General features: G+C 40.6%; 20 protein-coding genes and 1 other annotated feature. Of the genes, 15 read left to right on the top strand and 5 right to left on the bottom strand.

Features of this window, described 5'->3' with window-relative positions; all coding sequences use genetic code 11:
• Positions 1–29 precede the first annotated feature (29 nt).
• Positions 30–602, bottom strand: a complete 573-nt coding sequence (locus JSQ81_RS04035) for a tRNA 5-(aminomethyl)-2-thiouridylate-methyltransferase MnmM (RefSeq protein ID WP_212606447.1) — start codon at positions 600–602, stop codon at positions 30–32.
• Positions 599–1,558: a tRNA modification radical SAM protein MnmL/YtqA gene (locus tag JSQ81_RS04030; RefSeq protein WP_212606446.1), complete on the bottom strand. Its 960-nt coding sequence runs from the start codon at positions 1,556–1,558 to the stop codon at positions 599–601. The genes JSQ81_RS04035 and JSQ81_RS04030 overlap by 4 nt, the downstream gene beginning before the upstream one ends.
• 133 nt (positions 1,559–1,691) lie before the next feature.
• Between JSQ81_RS04030 and JSQ81_RS04025 the strand changes: the two genes are divergently transcribed.
• From JSQ81_RS04025 to leuS, 4 genes are all read left to right on the top strand, one after another.
• Entirely contained in the window at positions 1,692–2,876 is a 1,185-nt protein-coding gene (locus tag JSQ81_RS04025) for an MDR family MFS transporter (protein WP_212606445.1), read from the top strand.
• Positions 2,877–3,316: 440 nt separating this feature from the next.
• Positions 3,317–4,003, top strand: coding sequence for a CoA transferase subunit A (locus JSQ81_RS04020; RefSeq protein ID WP_212606444.1), 687 nt, complete (start codon positions 3,317–3,319; stop codon positions 4,001–4,003).
• Positions 4,004–4,026: 23 nt separating this feature from the next.
• Positions 4,027–4,686, top strand: coding sequence for a 3-oxoacid CoA-transferase subunit B (locus JSQ81_RS04015; RefSeq protein ID WP_212606443.1), 660 nt, complete (start codon positions 4,027–4,029; stop codon positions 4,684–4,686).
• Between the two features lie 42 nt (positions 4,687–4,728).
• Positions 4,729–4,950: a binding site (T-box leader), on the top strand.
• Positions 4,951–4,995: 45 nt separating this feature from the next.
• Positions 4,996–7,413 carry a leucine--tRNA ligase gene (leuS, locus tag JSQ81_RS04010; RefSeq protein WP_212606442.1) on the top strand — a complete coding sequence of 806 codons (2,418 nt, stop codon included), beginning with the start codon at positions 4,996–4,998 and terminating at the stop codon, positions 7,411–7,413.
• A 673-nt stretch (positions 7,414–8,086) separates the two neighbouring features.
• Here leuS and JSQ81_RS04005 read toward each other — a convergent pair.
• Positions 8,087–9,352 (bottom strand): BaiN/RdsA family NAD(P)/FAD-dependent oxidoreductase, encoded by a 1,266-nt coding sequence (locus JSQ81_RS04005; RefSeq protein ID WP_212606441.1) that lies wholly within the window; start codon positions 9,350–9,352, stop codon positions 8,087–8,089.
• Positions 9,353–9,475: 123 nt separating this feature from the next.
• Between JSQ81_RS04005 and JSQ81_RS04000 the strand changes: the two genes are divergently transcribed.
• On the top strand, positions 9,476–11,089 hold the full coding sequence (locus JSQ81_RS04000) for a putative polysaccharide biosynthesis protein (protein WP_212606440.1): 1,614 nt from the start codon (positions 9,476–9,478) through the stop codon (positions 11,087–11,089).
• Between the two features lie 10 nt (positions 11,090–11,099).
• Positions 11,100–11,819 (top strand): pseudouridine synthase, encoded by a 720-nt coding sequence (locus tag JSQ81_RS03995; protein ID WP_212606439.1) that lies wholly within the window; start codon positions 11,100–11,102, stop codon positions 11,817–11,819.
• A 37-nt stretch (positions 11,820–11,856) separates the two neighbouring features.
• On the opposite strand, the gene JSQ81_RS03990 is transcribed toward JSQ81_RS03995, so the two are convergent.
• A complete protein-coding gene (locus tag JSQ81_RS03990; RefSeq protein WP_212606438.1) occupies positions 11,857–12,075 on the bottom strand; it encodes a DeoR family transcriptional regulator in 219 nt (72 codons plus the stop codon).
• Positions 12,076–12,374: 299 nt separating this feature from the next.
• Here JSQ81_RS03990 and dat point away from each other — a divergent pair, with 299 nt between their 5' ends.
• On the top strand, positions 12,375–13,229 hold the full coding sequence (dat, locus tag JSQ81_RS03985; RefSeq protein ID WP_212606437.1) for a D-amino-acid transaminase: 855 nt from the start codon (positions 12,375–12,377) through the stop codon (positions 13,227–13,229).
• Positions 13,230–13,252: 23 nt separating this feature from the next.
• Entirely contained in the window at positions 13,253–14,107 is an 855-nt protein-coding gene (locus JSQ81_RS03980) for a YtnP family quorum-quenching lactonase (protein WP_212606436.1), read from the top strand.
• 55 nt (positions 14,108–14,162) lie between these two features.
• On the opposite strand, the gene JSQ81_RS03975 is transcribed toward JSQ81_RS03980, so the two are convergent.
• Positions 14,163–14,477 (bottom strand): hypothetical protein, encoded by a 315-nt coding sequence (locus tag JSQ81_RS03975; RefSeq protein WP_212606435.1) that lies wholly within the window; start codon positions 14,475–14,477, stop codon positions 14,163–14,165.
• Between the two features lie 248 nt (positions 14,478–14,725).
• Between JSQ81_RS03975 and JSQ81_RS03970 the strand changes: the two genes are divergently transcribed.
• The 7 genes from JSQ81_RS03970 to ytpR all read left to right on the top strand — a co-directional run bounded on the left by JSQ81_RS03970 (position 14,726) and on the right by ytpR (position 19,199).
• Positions 14,726–14,920, top strand: coding sequence for a hypothetical protein (locus JSQ81_RS03970; RefSeq protein ID WP_212606434.1), 195 nt, complete (start codon positions 14,726–14,728; stop codon positions 14,918–14,920).
• On the top strand, positions 14,921–15,343 hold the full coding sequence (locus JSQ81_RS03965; RefSeq protein ID WP_212606433.1) for a hypothetical protein: 423 nt from the start codon (positions 14,921–14,923) through the stop codon (positions 15,341–15,343). It begins immediately after the preceding gene.
• Positions 15,344–15,454: 111 nt separating this feature from the next.
• Complete coding sequence (locus JSQ81_RS03960; RefSeq protein ID WP_212606432.1) at positions 15,455–16,528, top strand: M42 family metallopeptidase; 1,074 nt, start codon at positions 15,455–15,457, stop codon at positions 16,526–16,528.
• A 66-nt stretch (positions 16,529–16,594) separates the two neighbouring features.
• Positions 16,595–17,107, top strand: coding sequence for a DUF84 family protein (locus JSQ81_RS03955; RefSeq protein WP_212606431.1), 513 nt, complete (start codon positions 16,595–16,597; stop codon positions 17,105–17,107).
• A gap of 85 nt (positions 17,108–17,192) precedes the next feature.
• Positions 17,193–17,699 carry a hypothetical protein gene (locus JSQ81_RS03950; protein ID WP_212606430.1) on the top strand — a complete coding sequence of 169 codons (507 nt, stop codon included), beginning with the start codon at positions 17,193–17,195 and terminating at the stop codon, positions 17,697–17,699.
• A gap of 77 nt (positions 17,700–17,776) precedes the next feature.
• Positions 17,777–18,589 carry a DUF1444 domain-containing protein gene (locus JSQ81_RS03945; RefSeq protein ID WP_212606429.1) on the top strand — a complete coding sequence of 271 codons (813 nt, stop codon included), beginning with the start codon at positions 17,777–17,779 and terminating at the stop codon, positions 18,587–18,589.
• A 4-nt stretch (positions 18,590–18,593) separates the two neighbouring features.
• Positions 18,594–19,199: a YtpR family tRNA-binding protein gene (ytpR, locus tag JSQ81_RS03940; protein WP_212606428.1), complete on the top strand. Its 606-nt coding sequence runs from the start codon at positions 18,594–18,596 to the stop codon at positions 19,197–19,199.
• Positions 19,200–19,215: the final 16 nt, after the last annotated feature.

Genomic DNA, 19,215 nt, shown 5'->3' with positions numbered 1-19,215 from the left:
ACTGTGTTTTCAGTGGACGCCTACCTTTTTTATTGGGATAAACTTCTCATTTTTTCAATAGCGACCAGAAAAGGGGGATTGTTTAGTCGGTTGAGTTGTTCATATTTAATGACTTGAAAATCTGCTTGATGAAGCGATTGAACATAGTTTAGCAAAGCATCTCGTTCGTCAGATCCACCTTCATGACCGTCATAAACAGCAATTGAAATAATGCCCCCAACCTTTAGCATATTGAGTATTTTATGTAACGCTTTAATTGTAGAATCAGGTTTTGTAACGATTGATAAATCCTCGCTATGCGGTAAATAACCTAAATTGAAAATAGCGCCGCTAATTTCATCTGCTACATATTGATCAACGTTTTCATGGCTATCCAAAATAAGAGATACACGGCTATTTAATTCGCCAAGTCGCTTTGCTGTTGAATCTAAAGCGGCTTGTTGAATATCGAAAGCATAGACATGCCCATGTTCACCGATATGTCCTGCTAAAAATTGCGTATCGTTTCCGTTGCCAGCTGTGGCATCGACTACGATTTCACCCGGATTTACGGACTCCGCAAGTAACCGCTGTGCCATGGGGAGTACGCGAAGAAGTTTCATAGTAAATTAACGGCTCCTTTATAATATTTTCCTTGCCAGCTATTTCGTCTTTCCAGTTCCTTGTCAATGCCGTTTAAAACTTCCCACTTCGTAACGCTCCACATCGGTCCAATCATCAGTTCAATTGGGCCATCGCCAGTAATTCGATGAACAATCATTTCAGGAGGAAGTATTTCGAGTTGGTCCGCGACAAGACTAATGTATTCATCTTTTTCTAGAAATTCAAGCACGCCTTTTTCATATTGTTTCACCATTGGCGTACCTTTTAATAGATGAAGTAAATGTATTTTAATGCCTTGGACGTCGAGTTTTGCGACTTCGCGAGCTGTTTCCATCATCATGTCATGGTCTTCCATTGGAAGTCCATTAATAATATGCGTGCATACGCGGATTCCATGCTTTCGAAGTTTTTCGACTCCTTCGACATAAGTAGCGAAATCATGCGCTCTGTTCACAAGATTTGCAGTTTTTTCATGGACGGTTTGCAGACCGAGTTCAACCCATAAATAAGTGCGTTCGTTTAATTCAGCCAAATATTCAACAACATCGTCAGGAAGACAGTCAGGACGAGTCGCGATTGATAAGCCAATAACACCTTCTTGTGCAAGCGCTGCTTCGAATTTCTCTTTTAGTTTTGGCAGGGGGGCATGGGTATTCGTGTAAGCTTGAAAATACGCCATCGGTTTGCCGTCTTTCCATTTTCTGTGCATGCGTTCTTTTATTTCAGCAAACTGCACATCGATTGGATCCACACGGTCACCCGCGAAGTCGCCTGATCCTGCTACACTGCAAAATGTGCAACCGCCAAAAGCGACAGTGCCGTCTCGGTTTGGGCAATCAAATCCTGCGTCAAGCGCAACTTTAAATACTTTGAAACCAAATTCATCTTTTAAATGCCTGGACCATGTATAATACCGTTTTCCTTCTGTAGGGAACGGAAGCGATGAAGAATTCATATTTGTTCACTCCTTAAGTTAACATTATACCATGTTAAGAATAGCGTATTTCTCAAAAGAAAAATAGTATTGTCGATTAAGTGCATAAAGAATATAATTAGGGGAATTGGGTTTTGAGAGGGGGGACAAACAAATGCCAAGAGCAGTTAAGTTATTAATCATCGGGATGCTTGTCAACGTGACGGGCAACTCATTTTTATGGCCGCTGAATACAATTTACATACATGATTATTTAGGTAAATCACTGACAGTTGCCGGTATTGTTTTAATGCTGAATGCCGGTGCCGGTGTTTTTGGCAATCTGCTTGGCGGTTTTTTATTCGACCGAATTGGCGGTTTTAAGTCGATAATCGGCGGCATTGTCATATCTTTAATTGCTTTAGTTTGTCTAGTTTTCTGGCATGATTGGCCGCAATACGTTATTTTCTTAACGATTCTCGGGTTTAGCGGCGGAATTGTTTTCCCGAGTATGTATGCGATGGTAGGCACGGTTTGGCCTGACGGGGGGCGGAGGGCGTTCAATGCCATCTATCTTGCTCAAAACCTCGGTGTGGCGATTGGCCCGGCACTTGCTGGTTTAGTGGCTTCGGTTAATATCAATTATATTTTTTCCGCGAACTTATTTTTTTATGCCGTTTTTTTCTTTATTGCTTATTTCGGTTATAAAAACATGACAATCGAACCTACTCAACATACGAATGTTGTGTTGCAAAGGAAAAAAATACAGCAGAAAGCGCCATTTTATGCGCTTATGATCATATGTACCGGATATTTACTGACGTGGCTCATTTACTCCCAATGGTCAACGACAATTTCGACGCATGCATTAGACCTCGGGGTAACGTTAAAGCAATATAGTTTTATATGGACGTTAAATGGGTTGCTCATCGTTCTTGGACAACCTTTGATCAAACCGATTATTAAACGGCTTGAACATCAACTTAAAGCGCAAATGTTAATCGGAATCGGGATATTCATTATTTCGTTTATTGTTGTCGGTTATGCAGGTTCGTTCAAAATGTTCATCGTTTCGATGGCTATCTTAACTTTTGGGGAGATGTTCGTCTGGCCGGCAATTCCGACAATCGCCAATCAACTTGCGCCAAAAGGTCGTGAGGGATTCTATCAAGGAATCGTCAACTCGGCAGCTACAATCGGTCGTATGATTGGCCCGTTGGCGGGTGGAATCCTCGTTGACTTATACGGGATGCATATCATGTTAATCATATTAACAGCACTAACTTGTTTATCGATTTTCACTACGCTGTTTTATGATCGACCAATTAAAAAAGCTGATTACCAAGTGGGGAAGTACTGAAAAGTTTAATATGGTTTTGGTGAGTACTTGGATCGATTATTCAAGTACTCGTTTTTTATCTGGTTCGTTGATTTTATCTGAATCGCCGTCATAAACCCCATTTAACTACTTTTATTGTGCAGGAAGTGGTAGCTAGCTTTCTTCATTTGTGTTTATCGTTTTATGCGCGGGTAAAAGGTCCCGACTTGCAAGCAAATTATTTTGAGTGCAAGCAAATCCCATCGAAGTGCAAGCAAATCGGATAAGAGTGCAAGCAAACTGCATAGAAGCGCAAGCAAATTTAATGAACAATAGCTTATCTTCATTCATGTTTTAATGACCTGTTTCAACAATTTCCTTATTAATAAAAGCTACCTTTCATTGCAACATTAAGTAAACTTTGATTTAATTAAATAGATAGATTGAATATAACTACTAAAAGATTCAAAGGGGGATGCAGGATGAAACCAATTTATTCATCTGCGAAGGAAGCGGTTGCAGACATCAGGGACGGTGCTACAATTATGGTCGGCGGATTCGGGCTTGTAGGAATTCCTGAACAGCTTATATTAGCGCTCGTTGAAAAAGGGGTCAAAGACTTAACGGTTATTTCGAATAACTGCGGAGTCGATGAATGGGGACTTGGATTACTATTAAAAGATAAACAAATTAAAAAAATGATTGGCTCATATGTGGGAGAAAACAAAGAGTTCGAACGCCAAGTACTATCAGGCGAAATCGAAGTCGAATTGACACCGCAAGGAACGCTTGCTGAAAAGATTCGTGCGGGTGGCGCAGGGATTCCAGCATTCTTTACGCCAGCGGGTGTTGGAACAACTGTTGCGGAAGGAAAAGAAATCCGTGAATTTGACGGGAAAGACTATGTCCTTGAAGAATCACTGCGAGCGGATTTTTCATTGATTCGCGCAGCAAAAGCAGATAAATTCGGTAATCTCATTTATAACAAAACGGCTCAAAACTTCAATCCGATGATGGCAGCTGCTGGAGCTATTACAATCGCGGAAGTCGAAGAAATTGTCGAAACGGGCGATTTGGATCCGCAGACAATCCATACGCCGAGCATTTACGTGCAAGGGCTATTGCAAGCGGATCAAGAAAAACGCATCGAGCGACTAACGACTCGGTAACGACGGAAAGGGGATTGTTTAAAATGGGGAAAGTTAACTATAGAGAACGAATCGCAAGACGTGCTGAAAAAGAAATTGAAGATGGTAACTACGTCAACCTGGGAATCGGTATGCCGACATTGGTCGCAAACTATATTTCCGATGACAAAACAGTCGTCCTTCAATCTGAAAACGGATTACTTGGAATCGGACCGTATCCGACAGAAGATGAAGTGGATCCTGATTTGATCAACGCTGGAAAAGAAACTGTCACATCAATTCCAGGTTCTGCATACTTTACAAGTGCCGAATCATTTGCGATGATTCGCGGCGGTCATGTTGACGTAGCGATTCTTGGTGCAATGGAAGTTTCCGAAAAGGGCGATCTGGCAAACTGGATGATTCCAGGAAAGATGATTAAAGGAATGGGCGGCGCAATGGATTTGGTTCACGGCGCCAAGAAAATCATCGTAATCATGGATCATGTAGCAAGAGATGGTTCCGCTAAAATTAAAAAAGAGTGCGAACTTCCGCTGACAGGAAAACAAGTTGTCGATAAGATTATTACGGAACGTGCGGCAATCGATGTCACGCCGGACGGCCTGGAATTAAGAGAAGTATTCGAAGGATTTACAATTCAAGACGTTATCGATTCAACAGAAGCAACGTTGATTGTCAAAAATGTTATTGAAGATGTAAAATAATAGTTGTTTAATTTACTTTATTCGGGTAAGCTAGAACCAATAGTAACGGCATTGAAGAGGATCATTAGTCTTTTTATATCACAACTAGAGAGTCGACGGTTGGTGCAAGTCGATAGGTGATATAGCTAGGTGAACTCGCCTCGGAGCCAGTAGGAGCGAAACGTAGTAGCTTTTACCGTTATCCGCGTTAAGGAAACAAGTTGGACGGTTATCCGTCAATTTGGGTGGCACCGCGGGAGTTTGTAAACAAATCTCGTCCCTTATATTTTTTAAGGGACGGGATTTTTTATTTTGGAGGAGGAAGAAGACATGAGTAGTTACAATCATGGTCAAATTGAAAAGAAGTGGCAAAACTATTGGAAAGAAAACAAAACGTATAAAATGGTCGATGATCCTTCTAAAGAGAAGTTTTACTGTCTTGACATGTTCCCATATCCGTCAGGCGCAGGACTTCACGTCGGGCATCCACTAGGTTATATCGCGACGGATATTTTAAGTTCGTTTAAACGGAAACAAGGATATAACGTCCTTCATCCGATGGGGTGGGATGCGTTCGGCTTACCTGCTGAGCAGTACGCCATCGATACGGGTAACGACCCAGCTGAATTTACTGCGAAAAATATCGCGACTTTTAAACGTCAGATGAATGATTTAGGGTTTTCCTACGACTGGGACCGCGAAATCAATACGACTGATCCGTCTTATTATAAATGGACACAGTGGATTTTCATCCAACTTTATAATAAAGGATTAGCGTATGTAGATGAAGTCGATGTGAACTGGTGCCCGGCCCTAGGGACAGTTCTTGCGAACGAAGAAATCATCGACGGTTTGTCTGAACGAGGCGGACATCCGGTTGAGCGCCGTCCGATGCGTCAATGGGTGTTGCGCATTACGAATTATGCAGATCGTTTGCTTGAAGACTTGGATGACCTTGATTGGCCAGAAAGCTTAAAAGATATGCAGCGCAATTGGATTGGTCGTTCTGAAGGCGCACAATTACGATTCGATATTGAAGGAACTGACTTATCTTTTGAAGCATTCACGACGCGTCCGGATACAATTTTCGGCGCAACTTATGCGGTACTAGCGCCTGAACATAAATTGGTGAAACAAATTACAACTGACGAACAACAAGAAGCGGTTGCTAATTATTTGAATGAAGTGAAGCTGAAAAGCGATTTAGAACGTACAGATCTTGCAGATGAAAAAACAGGCGTATTTACAGGTGCTTATGCAATCAACCCTGCAAGCGGCGAGAAAATGCCGATTTGGATTGCGGATTATGTTTTAGCATCATACGGAACAGGCGCAATTATGGCCGTACCGGCGCATGATGAACGCGACTATGAGTTTGCGGAAAAATTTGACCTGCCTATTGTCGAAGTTGTTGCAGGCGGCGATATTTCAAAAGAAGCATATATTGGTGATGGAAAACATGTTAATTCCAGATTCTTAGATGGGCTTGGTAAAGATGAAGCAATTGAAAAAGCAATTGCATGGTTTGTCGAGCAAGGCAAAGGCGAAAAGAAAATTTCATACCGATTACGCGATTGGCTGTTTTCAAGACAGCGTTATTGGGGCGAGCCGATTCCGATTATTCATTGGGAAGATGGCACGATGACTGCGCTAGACGAATCCGAGTTACCGTTGACGTTGCCGGTCACAAATAATATTAAACCGAGCGGAACAGGCGAATCGCCACTGGCGAATATCGAAGAGTGGATCAACGTAGTTGACCCGGAAACTGGTATGAAGGGACGCCGCGAAACGAATACGATGCCGCAGTGGGCAGGAAGCTGTTGGTATTACCTGCGCTACATCGATCCAGATAATGATGAAATGATTATTGACCCGGAACTTGCGAAACGTTGGTTGCCAGTAGACATTTATGTAGGCGGTGCGGAACATGCCGTACTTCACTTATTGTACGCACGTTTTTGGCACAAGGTCCTTTACGATATCGGCGTTGTTGAAACAAAAGAGCCTTTCCAAAAATTGTTCAACCAAGGCATGATTTTAGGCGAAGGCAATGAAAAAATGTCCAAATCGATTGGGAATGTCATTAATCCTGATGATATTGTTCATTCACACGGTGCGGATTCACTGCGTCTATATGAAATGTTCATGGGGCCGCTTGATGCATCGAAAGCATGGAATACGAATGGACTTGACGGTGCACGTCGATTCCTTGATCGAATTTGGCGTTTATATGTAAATGAAGATGGTTCATTAGGCGAGAAAATCGGCGGAGAATCAACGGGACTACTTGAAAAAGTGTATCATCAGACTGTGAAAAAAGTGACCGAAGATTTTGAAGCGATGCATAATAACACGGCAATTTCTCAGCTTATGGTATTTATCAATGAATGCTATAAAGCTGATTCAGTTCCGACTGAGTATGCGGCGGGCTTCGTTAAATTAATATCGCCAATTGTTCCGCATCTTGCAGAAGAACTTTGGGAAAAGCTTGGACATGACGATACGATTACGTACGAATCATGGCCGACGTATGATGAGTCGAAACTTGTCGATGATACGGTAGAAATCGCCGTTCAGATTAACGGAAAAGTACGTGCGAGAATCGTCGTAGCGAAAGACAGTACGAAAGAAGAGCTTGAAGAACTGGCTCTGCAAGACGCAACAGTGCAAGGATTCATTGATGGTAAAGAAGTGAAGAAAATAATTGGTATTCCGGGTAGATTGGTGAATATTGTTGCTCCGTGATTGACAATTCTTATTTGTAACCATAAAAAAGAGTGCACCACCCTTTATCGGAAGGGGGTGGCACTCTTTTTATTTGATGGAAACTAGGAATAAAAGTGTAGCAAAGCCGATACGGGAACAATCAAGTCTGCTACGGGAATAAAATCCGGCGGAAACCCGTTACGGGAACAACCAACCCCGATACGGGAATAACGGCCTGTAACGGAAGCAACATGGTGCGATACGGGAATAAACTCCAGCGGAAATCCGTTGCGGGAACAACCAACCACGATACGGGAATAACTACCTGCGCAACGGGAGCAACATGGCGCGATACGGGAATAAACTCGGGCAGAAATCCGTTACGGGAACAACCAACCCCGATACGGGAATAACCACCTACGCAACGGGAGCAACACGGTGCGATACGGGAATAAACTCCGATGCAATCCCGTTACAGGAACAATCTACTCCGTTACGGGAATAACCACCTACGCAACGGGAGCAACGCGTTGCGATACGGGAATAAACTATGACACAAACCCGTTACGAGAACAATATACTCCGTTACGGTAATAACCATCTGCGTAACGGGAGCAACACGGTCCGTTACGGGAACAAACTCCGAACACAAGAAAAACCAGCTTCAGATGCCATGGCATCTGAAGTTGGTTTAATGATAAATCAAAGTAGTTTACAACCCAGTCGCATACTCCCCAGCATTCATCCCAGCAATTCTGCCCGTAACCAATGCAGATGTAATATTATAACCACCAGTATAGCCGTGGATGTCTAAAATTTCACCGCAGAAGTACAGGCCATCTTTCTTACGTGATGCCATCGTTTTTGGAACGATTTCTTTAACGGAAACACCGCCGCCTGTAACAAATGCTTTTTCCATAGGTTGCGAGCCGTTAACCGTCATCGTGAAAGCCTTAAGTAGTTTAGCGAGCGAGCGAAGTTTATCCGCGGACATTGTAGCACCAATATCGGATTGCTCGATGCCGGCGCGGTCAAATAAAAAGAATAACCATCGTTCCGGAACGATTCCTTTCAATGAATTATTCACTTGTTTTTTCGGATCCTCTTTAACCGTCTTATTCAGCAGTTGAAATACTTGTTCTTCATTCATTGACGGCATGGAGTCGATTTTCATGTCAACGGGAACATTTCCATTTTTCATACGTTCTTTAACTACAAACTGACTGCATCTTAAAATGGCCGGCCCGCTTAATCCGAAATGAGTAAATAACATGTCCATTTGATGGGTGACCAATGTTTTGCCTTTCCCGTTCAAGACGGAAACCGCTACATCGCGAAGTGCGAGACCTTGCAATTCTTTCGCAACGATAAATGATTCATTCGACAATAAAGGGACTTCGGTCGGGAATAGCTTCGTAATCGTATGCCCTGCTTTTTCAGCCCATGGATAGCCATCTCCCGTGCTTCCTGTTTGCGGTACTGCTTTACCACCAACTGCAAGCACAACGGCTTTTGTGCGGATTTCCTCGCCAGTTGTCAATCGGACGCCGAGTATTTTTTCATCGTTCATTAGCAACTTTTCAACACGAGTTTCAAGTCTCTTTTCTACATTCAACCGATCCATTTCCGTCAACATTGCATTTACTACATCTCGGGCTTTATTGGAAACGGGAAACATGCGTCCATGATCTTCTTCTTTTAAAGCAACGCCGAGACCTTCGAAAAAGTTAATGATATCTTCATTATTGAACACAGAAAACGGGCCATATAAAAATCTTCCATTACCAGGAATGTTTTTAATGATTTCTTCTTGAGGCAATCGATTCGTCACATTACAGCGGCCGCCTCCGGAAATAGCGAGTTTAGTCCCAAGCTTTTTTCCTTTTTCAAGCAGAAGAACTTTTTGTCCGTTTTCCGCAGCGGCAATGGAAGCCATTAAACCTGATGGCCCACCGCCAATTATTATTACGTCATACATATATAGACCACGCTTTCGTTTTCCTCCATTATACACATTCCGCGGTTATTCGTTGTTAAATACGATATTCGGGGGTAAACTATTAAGAGTAGATTTTATAGTAGAGATTGGAAGGATTAAAAAATGTCGTCAAAACTCGTTAAAGGTACTGCCATTTTAACCATCGGGCTCTTTCTTTCCAAAGCGCTCGGTCTATTATATTTAATTCCTTTATATGCAATCGTGGGGAAGGAAAGCATGGGTTTATATCAATATGCATACATCCCTTACAACATCGCACTTTCTATCGCAATATCGGGTGCACCGTTAGCGGTTTCCCGATTCGTTGCTAGATATAACGCACTTGGCGATTACGCTACAGGAAGAAAATTAATGAAATCTGGAATGCTATACATGATCATTACTGGTGTCATCGCATTTCTTATAGTGTTTTTCCTAGCTGAACCGATTGCACATTTAGTGATTCATGATGATGAACAAATCTTCACGATTGAACAAATCACAACAGTCATTCGCTGGGTAAGTTATGCACTGCTAGTCGTTCCATTAATGAGTATCGTACGTGGATTTTTGCAAGGGTATAATAAAATGGAACCGACCGCTGTATCGCAGTTAATCGAACAAATTATACGAATCATTGCTGTTCTTGTCGGTGCTTATATTGTCGTCAATTTTATGCATGAATCACCAGAAAAAGCGATTAACTTTGCGGTGTTTGCAGCGTTTATTGGTGGACTAGCAGGACTAGGGGTTCTTTATTGGTATTGGAAAAAATATAAACCAGAATTTGATTATTTATTGGAAAATAGTATACAACCTGCAGAAGAAACGTCTTTTTTCAAAATGTATAAAGAATTATTTTCGTATTTGCTGCCATTTATACTCGTTGGTGTGATCAATCCATTATACCAATTTGTTGATATGGTCACATTTAATGGTGCGATGTTTTCGATAGGGAAGTCTGGGGTATCGGATATTTATTTAACCATGTTAAATTTGTTAACACATAAATTTGTCATGATTCCCGTCATGGTGGCCACAGGATTCTCTATGGCACTAATTCCCGTATTGACGACATTCTATGCAAAAAATGATCAAAAAGGAATTACTCGGTCACTCGATCAAACATATCAAATTATGTTGTTCTTAACGATTCCACTTGTTATCGGACTAATGGTTCTTTCGAGCGAATTTTATCAATTGTTGTATGAAAAAGATTTAATGGGCGCGAAAATTCTCGCAACTTATGCACCAGTCGCTATCCTTTTTGGATTGTATACAGTAACAGCAGCAATTCTTCAAGGTATAGATCGTCATAAATGGATTTTATTCAATTCGTTGGCAGGACTACTTGTTAAATTAATCATAAACATACCGCTCATAAAATTATTCGAAACGAATGGCGCCATTTTAGCAACGGCTATCGGTTATGCGATTGCTGTAGGTTTAAATATCGGGATTATAACAAAAGCTCTTCAATACCATTCTGAAATGGTCTTCAGAAGAATTATTCTGATCGGGATATTAAACTTGATCATGTTTGTAGCTGTGTACTTCACATTAAAAGGGTTAACGACTTTAAGTGTAGTCGATGGGAAAATGCATGCGCTATTATATATCTTGGTCTGTACAGCTATAGGTGGCGCAATATACGGTTATCTGTCGTTGAAAACAGGTCTTGCACAAAAACTATTTGGCGAACGATTAACAAGATTTACAGATAAGTTAGGGTTTTAGGAGGCAGAAAATGCGTTTAGATAAATTATTATCAAATATGGGGTTCGGTTCACGAAAAGAAGTGCGTCAGTTACAGAAAAAAGGCGCTGTTCGCGTCAATGGTGAAACGGAAAAAAAGCCCGGAGTAAACATTGATACTGAAAATGATGTGGTAACCGTTATGGGGGAACCTGTAGTCTATCGGAAATACATTTATATTATGATGAATAAACCGCAGGACGTCCTATCGGCAACGGAGGATCGCCATGATAGAACAGTCGTCGATTTGCTAGATGCTGAGTTCCGTCATTTTAAACCGTTTCCTGTAGGGCGTCTTGATAAAGACACGGAAGGTTTTTTACTTCTCTCGAATGACGGAAAACTGGCACATAATTTGCTATCACCGAAAAAGGACATTCCAAAAACATATTTTGCGAAAGTTTCAGGCGTCGTGACAGAAGCGGATATAGAAAGTTTCGCGGCTGGAGTAACACTTGACGATGGCTATGAAACAAAACCGGGTATACTGAAAATAATTTCATCGGGTGAAACATCTGAAATCGAGCTAACGATTACAGAAGGAAAGTTTCATCAAGTGAAAAGAATGTTCGAGGCAGTTGGAAAGAAAGTTATCTATTTAAAACGACTCTCCATGGGACCCCTACAGCTTGATGAAACTTTACAGCTAGGCACCTATCGGGAATTAACGAAAGAAGAAGTAGAGTTATTGCATACAACAACAGGAGCATAAGAAAAAGGCCGTTCGCATTTGCGTATCGGCCTTTTTTTCAATAAATCACTTCTTTAGATGTAGTCGTCCATTTTCCGCGAACAGGACTTGTTACGAGGTCGTTATATTTCAAGACGTTTAAATCCCTCTGTGCCGTTCGGGAAGTGATATCGAATTCATCGACAACATTTTGTGTCGTCACTGTTCCGTTTTCGCGTACATACAGATAGACATCTTTAACCCGGGTAAGCATACGATCAGTTGTAGTTGTTTTCAAGTGTAAAACACTCCTTTGTCATCATACTCCAAGAACCAATGGTCATGATATCTGTGAATGTTGCTATACGTTGAAATCGCTTCTGAGCCGCACTTCCTTCCCTTAGTTAATAGTCTTGTTGGTTGGAATGTTCTGCTAATATAATTATACCTTAAACTTCCGAGAATTGCACGACAATTCAATGAAAAGAAAGGATTTACACATTGTGCTTTATTTTGTTAGCTAAACATGTAAAAATAGAAGAGGAGATAGAATATATTAATAGTAGTGTTATGAAAATGAAAAGAGGAATTGACTAAATGATTTATTTTATCGATGGACAGTTTACAAAACGTGATGAGTTAAGAATTTCGATTGATGACAGAGGTTATTATTTTGGAGACGGTGTTTACGAAGTCATTAAAGTTTATCATGATGAATTATTTACATTAAAAGAACATTTCCAAAGATTGTTCGCAAGTGCGGCAAAAATAAAAATGACAATTCCTTTTTCCGAACAGCAGCTAATTAACGTAGCCGAAGAATTATTAAAGGTAAATAATATTTCGAATGGCCATATTTATATGCAAGTAACACGTGGAGCCTCGACTAGAACGCATCATTTTCCAGATCCATCAGTACCGGCTGTTGTTACAGCTTATGCAGTAGAAGGAGAAAGACCCGTAGAGGATATGGAAAATGGGGTAGCGGTTAAGTCGGTTGATGACATTCGTTGGTTGCGCTGCGATATAAAAAGTTTGAATTTGCTTGGAAGCGTTTTAGCGAAACAAGAAGCACGTGAAGCTGGTTGCCCGGAAGCGATTCTTCATCGAGACGGACTTGTGACAGAAGGCTCCTCGACAAATATGTTTGGGATAAAAGACGGCGTCGTCTACACACATCCCGTTTCGAATTTAATATTAGAAGGTATAACTCGTCATGTCGTTCTAGGCTTATGCAAGGAACTCGATATTCCAGTGGTGGAAGAGGCGTTTACACTTGACGAGGCATTTGAAATGGATGAATTCTTTTACACATCGACAACGGCAGAAGTGATGCCGGTTACAGTCATCGACGGGCGTGAAATCGGTAGCGGTAAACGGGGGACGATTACTAAAAAATTGCAGGATGCATTTTCTGCACAAATACCGAAGCCGTTGAAGGGGACAATCTAAAACAACTTTTGGGGGAGAGCTAATTGAATGAATTTATTTTTCATGATATGAAATTGAACTGGTTAAATGGGGGACTAAACTTTTTAGACGGCGGGACGATGTTTGGTCCTGTTCCGAAAGTTTTGTGGTCGCGCAGGTATGAAGTGGATGAAAATAACTTGATCGAACTACGAACTGATCCAATTTTACTTCAATATGAAAATAAGAATATATTAATAGATACTGGGTTGGGGAACGGTAAACTTAATGAGAAAATGAAGCGAAATCTTGGTGTGACCGCTGAATCACATGTGGAAGAAAACCTAAGTGAGCTTGATCTAACTCCGAGTGATATCGATATTATACTAATGACGCATTTACATAATGACCATGCGGCAGGTCTGACTAAATGGGAAAACGAACAGCTTGTTTCTGTATTTCCAAACGCAATCATTTACACATCTCAAGTAGAATGGGATGAAATGCGAAACCCGAATATTCGATCCGGGAACACGTATTGGAAAGAAAATTGGGAACCCGTTCAGGATCAAGTCAAAACGTTTAAAAATAGTTTAACTGTACTCCCAGGTATTGAAATGATTCATACCGGCGGCCACAGTAACGGCCATTCAGTAATCAAATTAACTCGAAATGATGAATCGATTTTACATATGGGTGACTTGATGCCAACACATGCGCATAGTAATCCACTTTGGGTGCTGTCATATGATGATTATCCAATGGATTCTATTTTTGCGAAAGAAAAGCTTATGAAGGAAGGACTGGAAGGAAATTACTGGTTCAGCTTCTACCACGATGCAGTATACAGACTTGTGAAATGGGACGAGTCAGGCAAGAAAATTGTCGAATGCGTAAAAAAATCGAAGTTTCAGGAATAAATAAACAAAAAACCGTTACCTTCTGGGGAATCCTCGATAGGTAACGGTTTTTATTTTATATTTTAGTTAGTTCAACAACAGTGCCTGTTGACGAATTAGCAGCAAACTCAAATTGTTCAAGTTCGCCGTTCTTGATACGGGAGATCCCTCCGCGGTAAACAGTCATTTTAATCACGTTATTTTGAAATGGTTCAGGCTTCATGACAATCCATGAGCCATCGATCGGGCCTTCTTCTTTAAACGAGTCTTTTATCGTTTTTAATACGGAATCAGCAGGAACATTCGGATCGACACGGTCAATAACCTTACCAACGACAATGCCAGCTGCGACGCCTGTTAAAATGCCAGCTAGAAAATCTTTAAATTTCATAGGATTACCCTCCCAACAAGTCTTTGTTTTAGTGTATCACAAATTAATGGACGGAGTATATAATGGTCGTGAAATTCTACAGGAATCTAAGCCGTGTTTCATTAAAAAAATAAGTTTAAAAGAACTGTGGATTTATTCTGATAAGTTTCGTAAGATTAAAGTGTGAGTAAGTTCCTAATGAAACGCTTGATAATAAGTCTTTTGATAGATGAATTCTCAAAGTGAAAAGGCATAGGGCGGGAACTCGAATGAAAAATAAGTTGACTGAAACACAAAAGAATTTTCGTCGGACGATGGGGGAAATGAATAGAAAGGAAAAAAAGCCTGTTTTAAAAGCTTGGATGATACTCCCCGCAATATTAGTTGTATATTTATTGTTTCAAAGTACGGGAAAAGTAGGCGATATCTATACAATTCATAAACATGAAAAAGTTAATATCTAATTGGAAGAAGTATACGGAAACTATGTCGTTACATATGAAATACTTAATGATTTAATAGTTGAAGAATCATATTTAGACGTACCTCTAAAAGATATTTATGCTGTGAAAAATGAAGTGATTAATACGGAAAGAATATTGGATAGCGCTATCGTACCTAAACAATTTGAATTATTTCACTCAGTTCTTTCTGACACACTCGTTTATTTACATGAAGCATGTGACTTGTTAATTGATATATCTATTAACAATAGATATGGACCAGACGACTATCAACAGCTATTACTTGTATCACAAAACAAAAATACCCGCTTCCAAATCGCAACGGAACAACTTGAAAAGTCATTTGAAGATTCCAAGATGAAGTTTGAGCGAACAGGTAACGGCTTCAGATATTATTACTTTACTGATAATTTTAATCAATAATTCGGTTCCCTAAATTTAAGATGGAATATTTCTGAATAATCGTCTACACTGAATAGTGTACATATTTTAAGGGCGGAATTACTTTTACTGAAAAATTGGAGGCTATTGTTAATGGAAAACGAAACTTTGAAAATGTTTAAAACACTGACGGAACTTCCAGGTGCACCGGGTAACGAACATGCGGTGCGCAACTATATGCGCGAAGAACTTACGAAGTACTCAGATGAAATCGTTCAAGACAATCTTGGAAGCATATTCGGAGTTAGAAAAGGTCCTGAAAACAGTCCTCGTATCATGGTTGCGGGTCATATGGATGAAGTCGGATTCATGGTAAGCGCTGTCACAGACAACGGGATGATTCGTTTTCAAACACTCGGCGGTTGGTGGAGCCAAGTATTACTTGCGCAGCGTGTAGAAATCATTACAGACAATGGCCCGATAATCGGGGTTATTGGATCGATTCCTCCGCATTTACTAAGTGATGAAATCCGAAAGAAACCTATGGATATAAAAAATATGTTGATTGATATAGGCGCTGACGATAAAGAAGATGCGAAAAAAATTGGCATTCGACCAGGTCAACAAATAGTCCCGATTTGTCCGTTCACACCAATGGCAAACGATAAAAAAATTCTCGCGAAAGCATGGGATAATCGCTATGGTTGCGGTCTTGCAATTGAATTATTGAAAGAAGTTCACGGAAAAGAACTACCAAACACATTATATTCCGGCGCAAACGTTTTAGAAGAAGTGGGACTTCGCGGCGCACAAACGGCAGCGACGATGATCGATCCGGATTTGTTCTTTGCCCTAGACGCAAGCCCGGCAAATGACGCTTCTGGCGATAAAAATGAGTTTGGTCAGCTAGGAAAAGGGACGCTATTACGAATTATGGACCGCTCAATGGTAACACATCGCGGAATGCGGGAGTTCATACTTGATACTGCCGAGACACATAATATTCCGTATCAGTATTTCATCTCGCAAGGAGGAACTGACGCAGGGCGCGTGCATATGGCCAATGAAGGGGTTCCAAGTGCGGTCATCGGTATTTGCTCACGCTATATTCACACGGCGGCTTCAATCATTCATACAGACGACTACGCTGCAGCAAAAGAACTGCTTGTAAAACTCGTTACATCATGCGATAAAACGACTCTTGATACAATCAAAAGTAACGTATAATTTGGATGCCGTCTTGCACATCCCGTGGAAGACGGCTTTTATAATCAAATGAAGGTGTGAAAATTAATGGACTTCATCATCGGAACGACAAATAAAGCAAAACTCCGTGCTTGCGAAGAAGTATTGAAAGAGTACTATCCACAAGCGGAAATAACTGGCAGAAGTGTCAGTTCAGATGTGTCAGATCAACCCTTTGGGGATGAAGAAACACAAGAAGGGGCGCTGAATCGGGCAAGAAAAGCGAGTGATTCTGGAGAAAATGCTGTCGGAATTGGGTTAGAGGGCGGCGTCAGATTAATTAATGATCAGCTATACATATGCAATTGGGGAGCGCTACATCTACCAGACGGAACTGAATTCACGGCAGCCGGGGCGCAAATCCTGTTGCCCGTTGAAATTGCGCGCGAAGTTCAAAGCGGAAAAGAATTGGGGCCAGTCGTGGAAGATTATTTTAGTAAGAAAAATATTCGTCATAACGAAGGGGCAATCGGTATATTGACGAATGGAGCAGTAAGCAGAACAGATCTATTTGCACATGTCCTACAACTGTTAATCGGACAATGGCAATATTCTTTGTAGTCCTTATCTACAATCCAATGGGTTGCAACTACATCGAAAGAACCTTAAAATAAGAATAAACCTCAAATAGATTGGAGAAAATCGAATGCTCCGTTCATGGAAATTCATATTCCTCGTAATTATGTCTGTTTTATTACTTACAGCCTGCGGTAAATCCCTAGAAGACAGAGTCGATGAAGGATTGAAATCTGCTGAAAAAGTTTTTTATGAAAACAATAAAGTTGCAAATGAGGAAATCGATGGCGTAAAATTTTATAAACCAAGCGATTTTGCGATAAAAGAAGGATCAGATTCACAAAACATCATTTTAACGACGAAAAACGATACCTTCATCTTGTTCAATAATCCAAATGAAGAAACGGACAGCCACCTCTTTTATGATTTATTGAAGGCGGATGAAACGAAAAAGATTATTAAAGAAACATCATTTACCGATGGCGATATTTTTGGTTTTGCAGCGGTGATTGAAAATGATGATACAGTAGAACTTATTACGAGTGTAGGCGGATCAAAAATCACGACTCTCTCGAATAAAAAAGATGTCGAAAATCATTTGTCAGTTATGATGGAAATCCTGCGTTCAATTCAGTAAAACTTATAACAAAAAAATAACGAACGGTATCCCGTAATAAAACGGAAACCGTTCTTTTTAATGGAGGCTGTTAAATAATGAAATCAAATGAACTTGTAAACATTCTGAAAAAACGTCTGCCTTCAGAGAACTTCGTATGGGAATTCGATGCGAAAGCAGATAGAGTACGTCTTGAACATAAAGTATTGAACAAGGGGATGGATATTTCATTACCCGAGATAATATCGAGGTATAATGAGAGAAAAGATGTTGCGATAGATGAAATCGTTTATACTATCGAAGCTACATTCCAAGCGATGGAGCTCGAACATGCAGAAGGCTTTAATGCTGATCGACCAATTTACCCGGTTATTAGATCCACGTCATTTCCAGAGGAAACAGCCGAGGGAAAACGTTTTATCATGAAAGATCATACAGCTGAAACAAGAATTTATTATGCATTGGATTTAGGGAAAACATATCGTTTAATTGATGAAGGTATGCTGGAAGCACTCGGTCAATCGGAAACTGAACTCATGGAAGCCGCGATTTTTCGCGTTAGATCATTGCCGACTGCTATGAAAAAAGACGAAGTCGATGGCAACAGCTATTACTTCATTAATAATAATGATGGGTACGACGCAAGCCGTATATTGAATAGCGCATTCCTAAAAGAAATGGAAGGAAAAATTGAAGGAGATATGACCGTTTCAGTTCCACATCAGGATGTGCTAATTATCGGCGACATTCGAAATAAAACAGGTTATGACGTACTTGCGCAAATGACGATGCACTTCTTTACCAAAGGAACGGTTCCAGTTACATCACTGTCTTTTATATATGAAGATGGAAAATTAGAGCCTATTTTCATCATGGCGAAAAATCGTGTTGCACGAAGGAAAGGAAAATAATAAAATGATTGCTTTTTATAATGAACAAGGTGTCGGGAATGTATTGTTGGTTCAGCTTGAGTTAGAAAAACCGAAAGAGACAATGAATGAAAATATCGGAGATGTAACCGTAATTAAAGATGCAGAAACACAGAAAATCGTAGCGTTTAATCTATTCAATGCTGCGAATTATGTAAAAGTGGAAGCAAACGGTGAAGTTGAATTAACGGAAGAAATTATCGAGAAAGTTCAACAGGCGCTACGAGAGAATCATGTAGATTTGGAACTTGATGTTGATTTATCTCCGAAATTTGTTATCGGTCATGTTGTAAAAAAAGATAAGCACCCTAATGCAGACAGACTAAATGTTTGCACGGTAGATGTTGGAAGTGAAACACTTCAAATCGTTTGCGGTGCATCAAATGTAGATGCAAATCAAAAAGTAGTCGTCGCAAAAGTAGGGGCCGTTATGCCCTCTGGATTGGTCATCAAAGATGCTGAACTTCGCGGCGTTGCATCATCGGGAATGATTTGCTCTGCATCTGAATTAGCCTTGCCTGATGCGGAGGAAGGTTCAGGCATTCTAGTTCTTGATGAAAAAAGTGTTGTTGGACAGCCATATATTAAGTAGCAAATGAAAAAACGTG

The sequence above is a fragment of the Sporosarcina sp. Marseille-Q4063 genome (assembly GCF_018309085.1).
Taxonomy (GTDB): Bacteria; Bacillota; Bacilli; order Bacillales_A; family Planococcaceae; genus Sporosarcina.
Note: the sequence above shows the minus strand (reverse complement) of the source record. Positions and strands in the feature narration are given on the sequence as shown.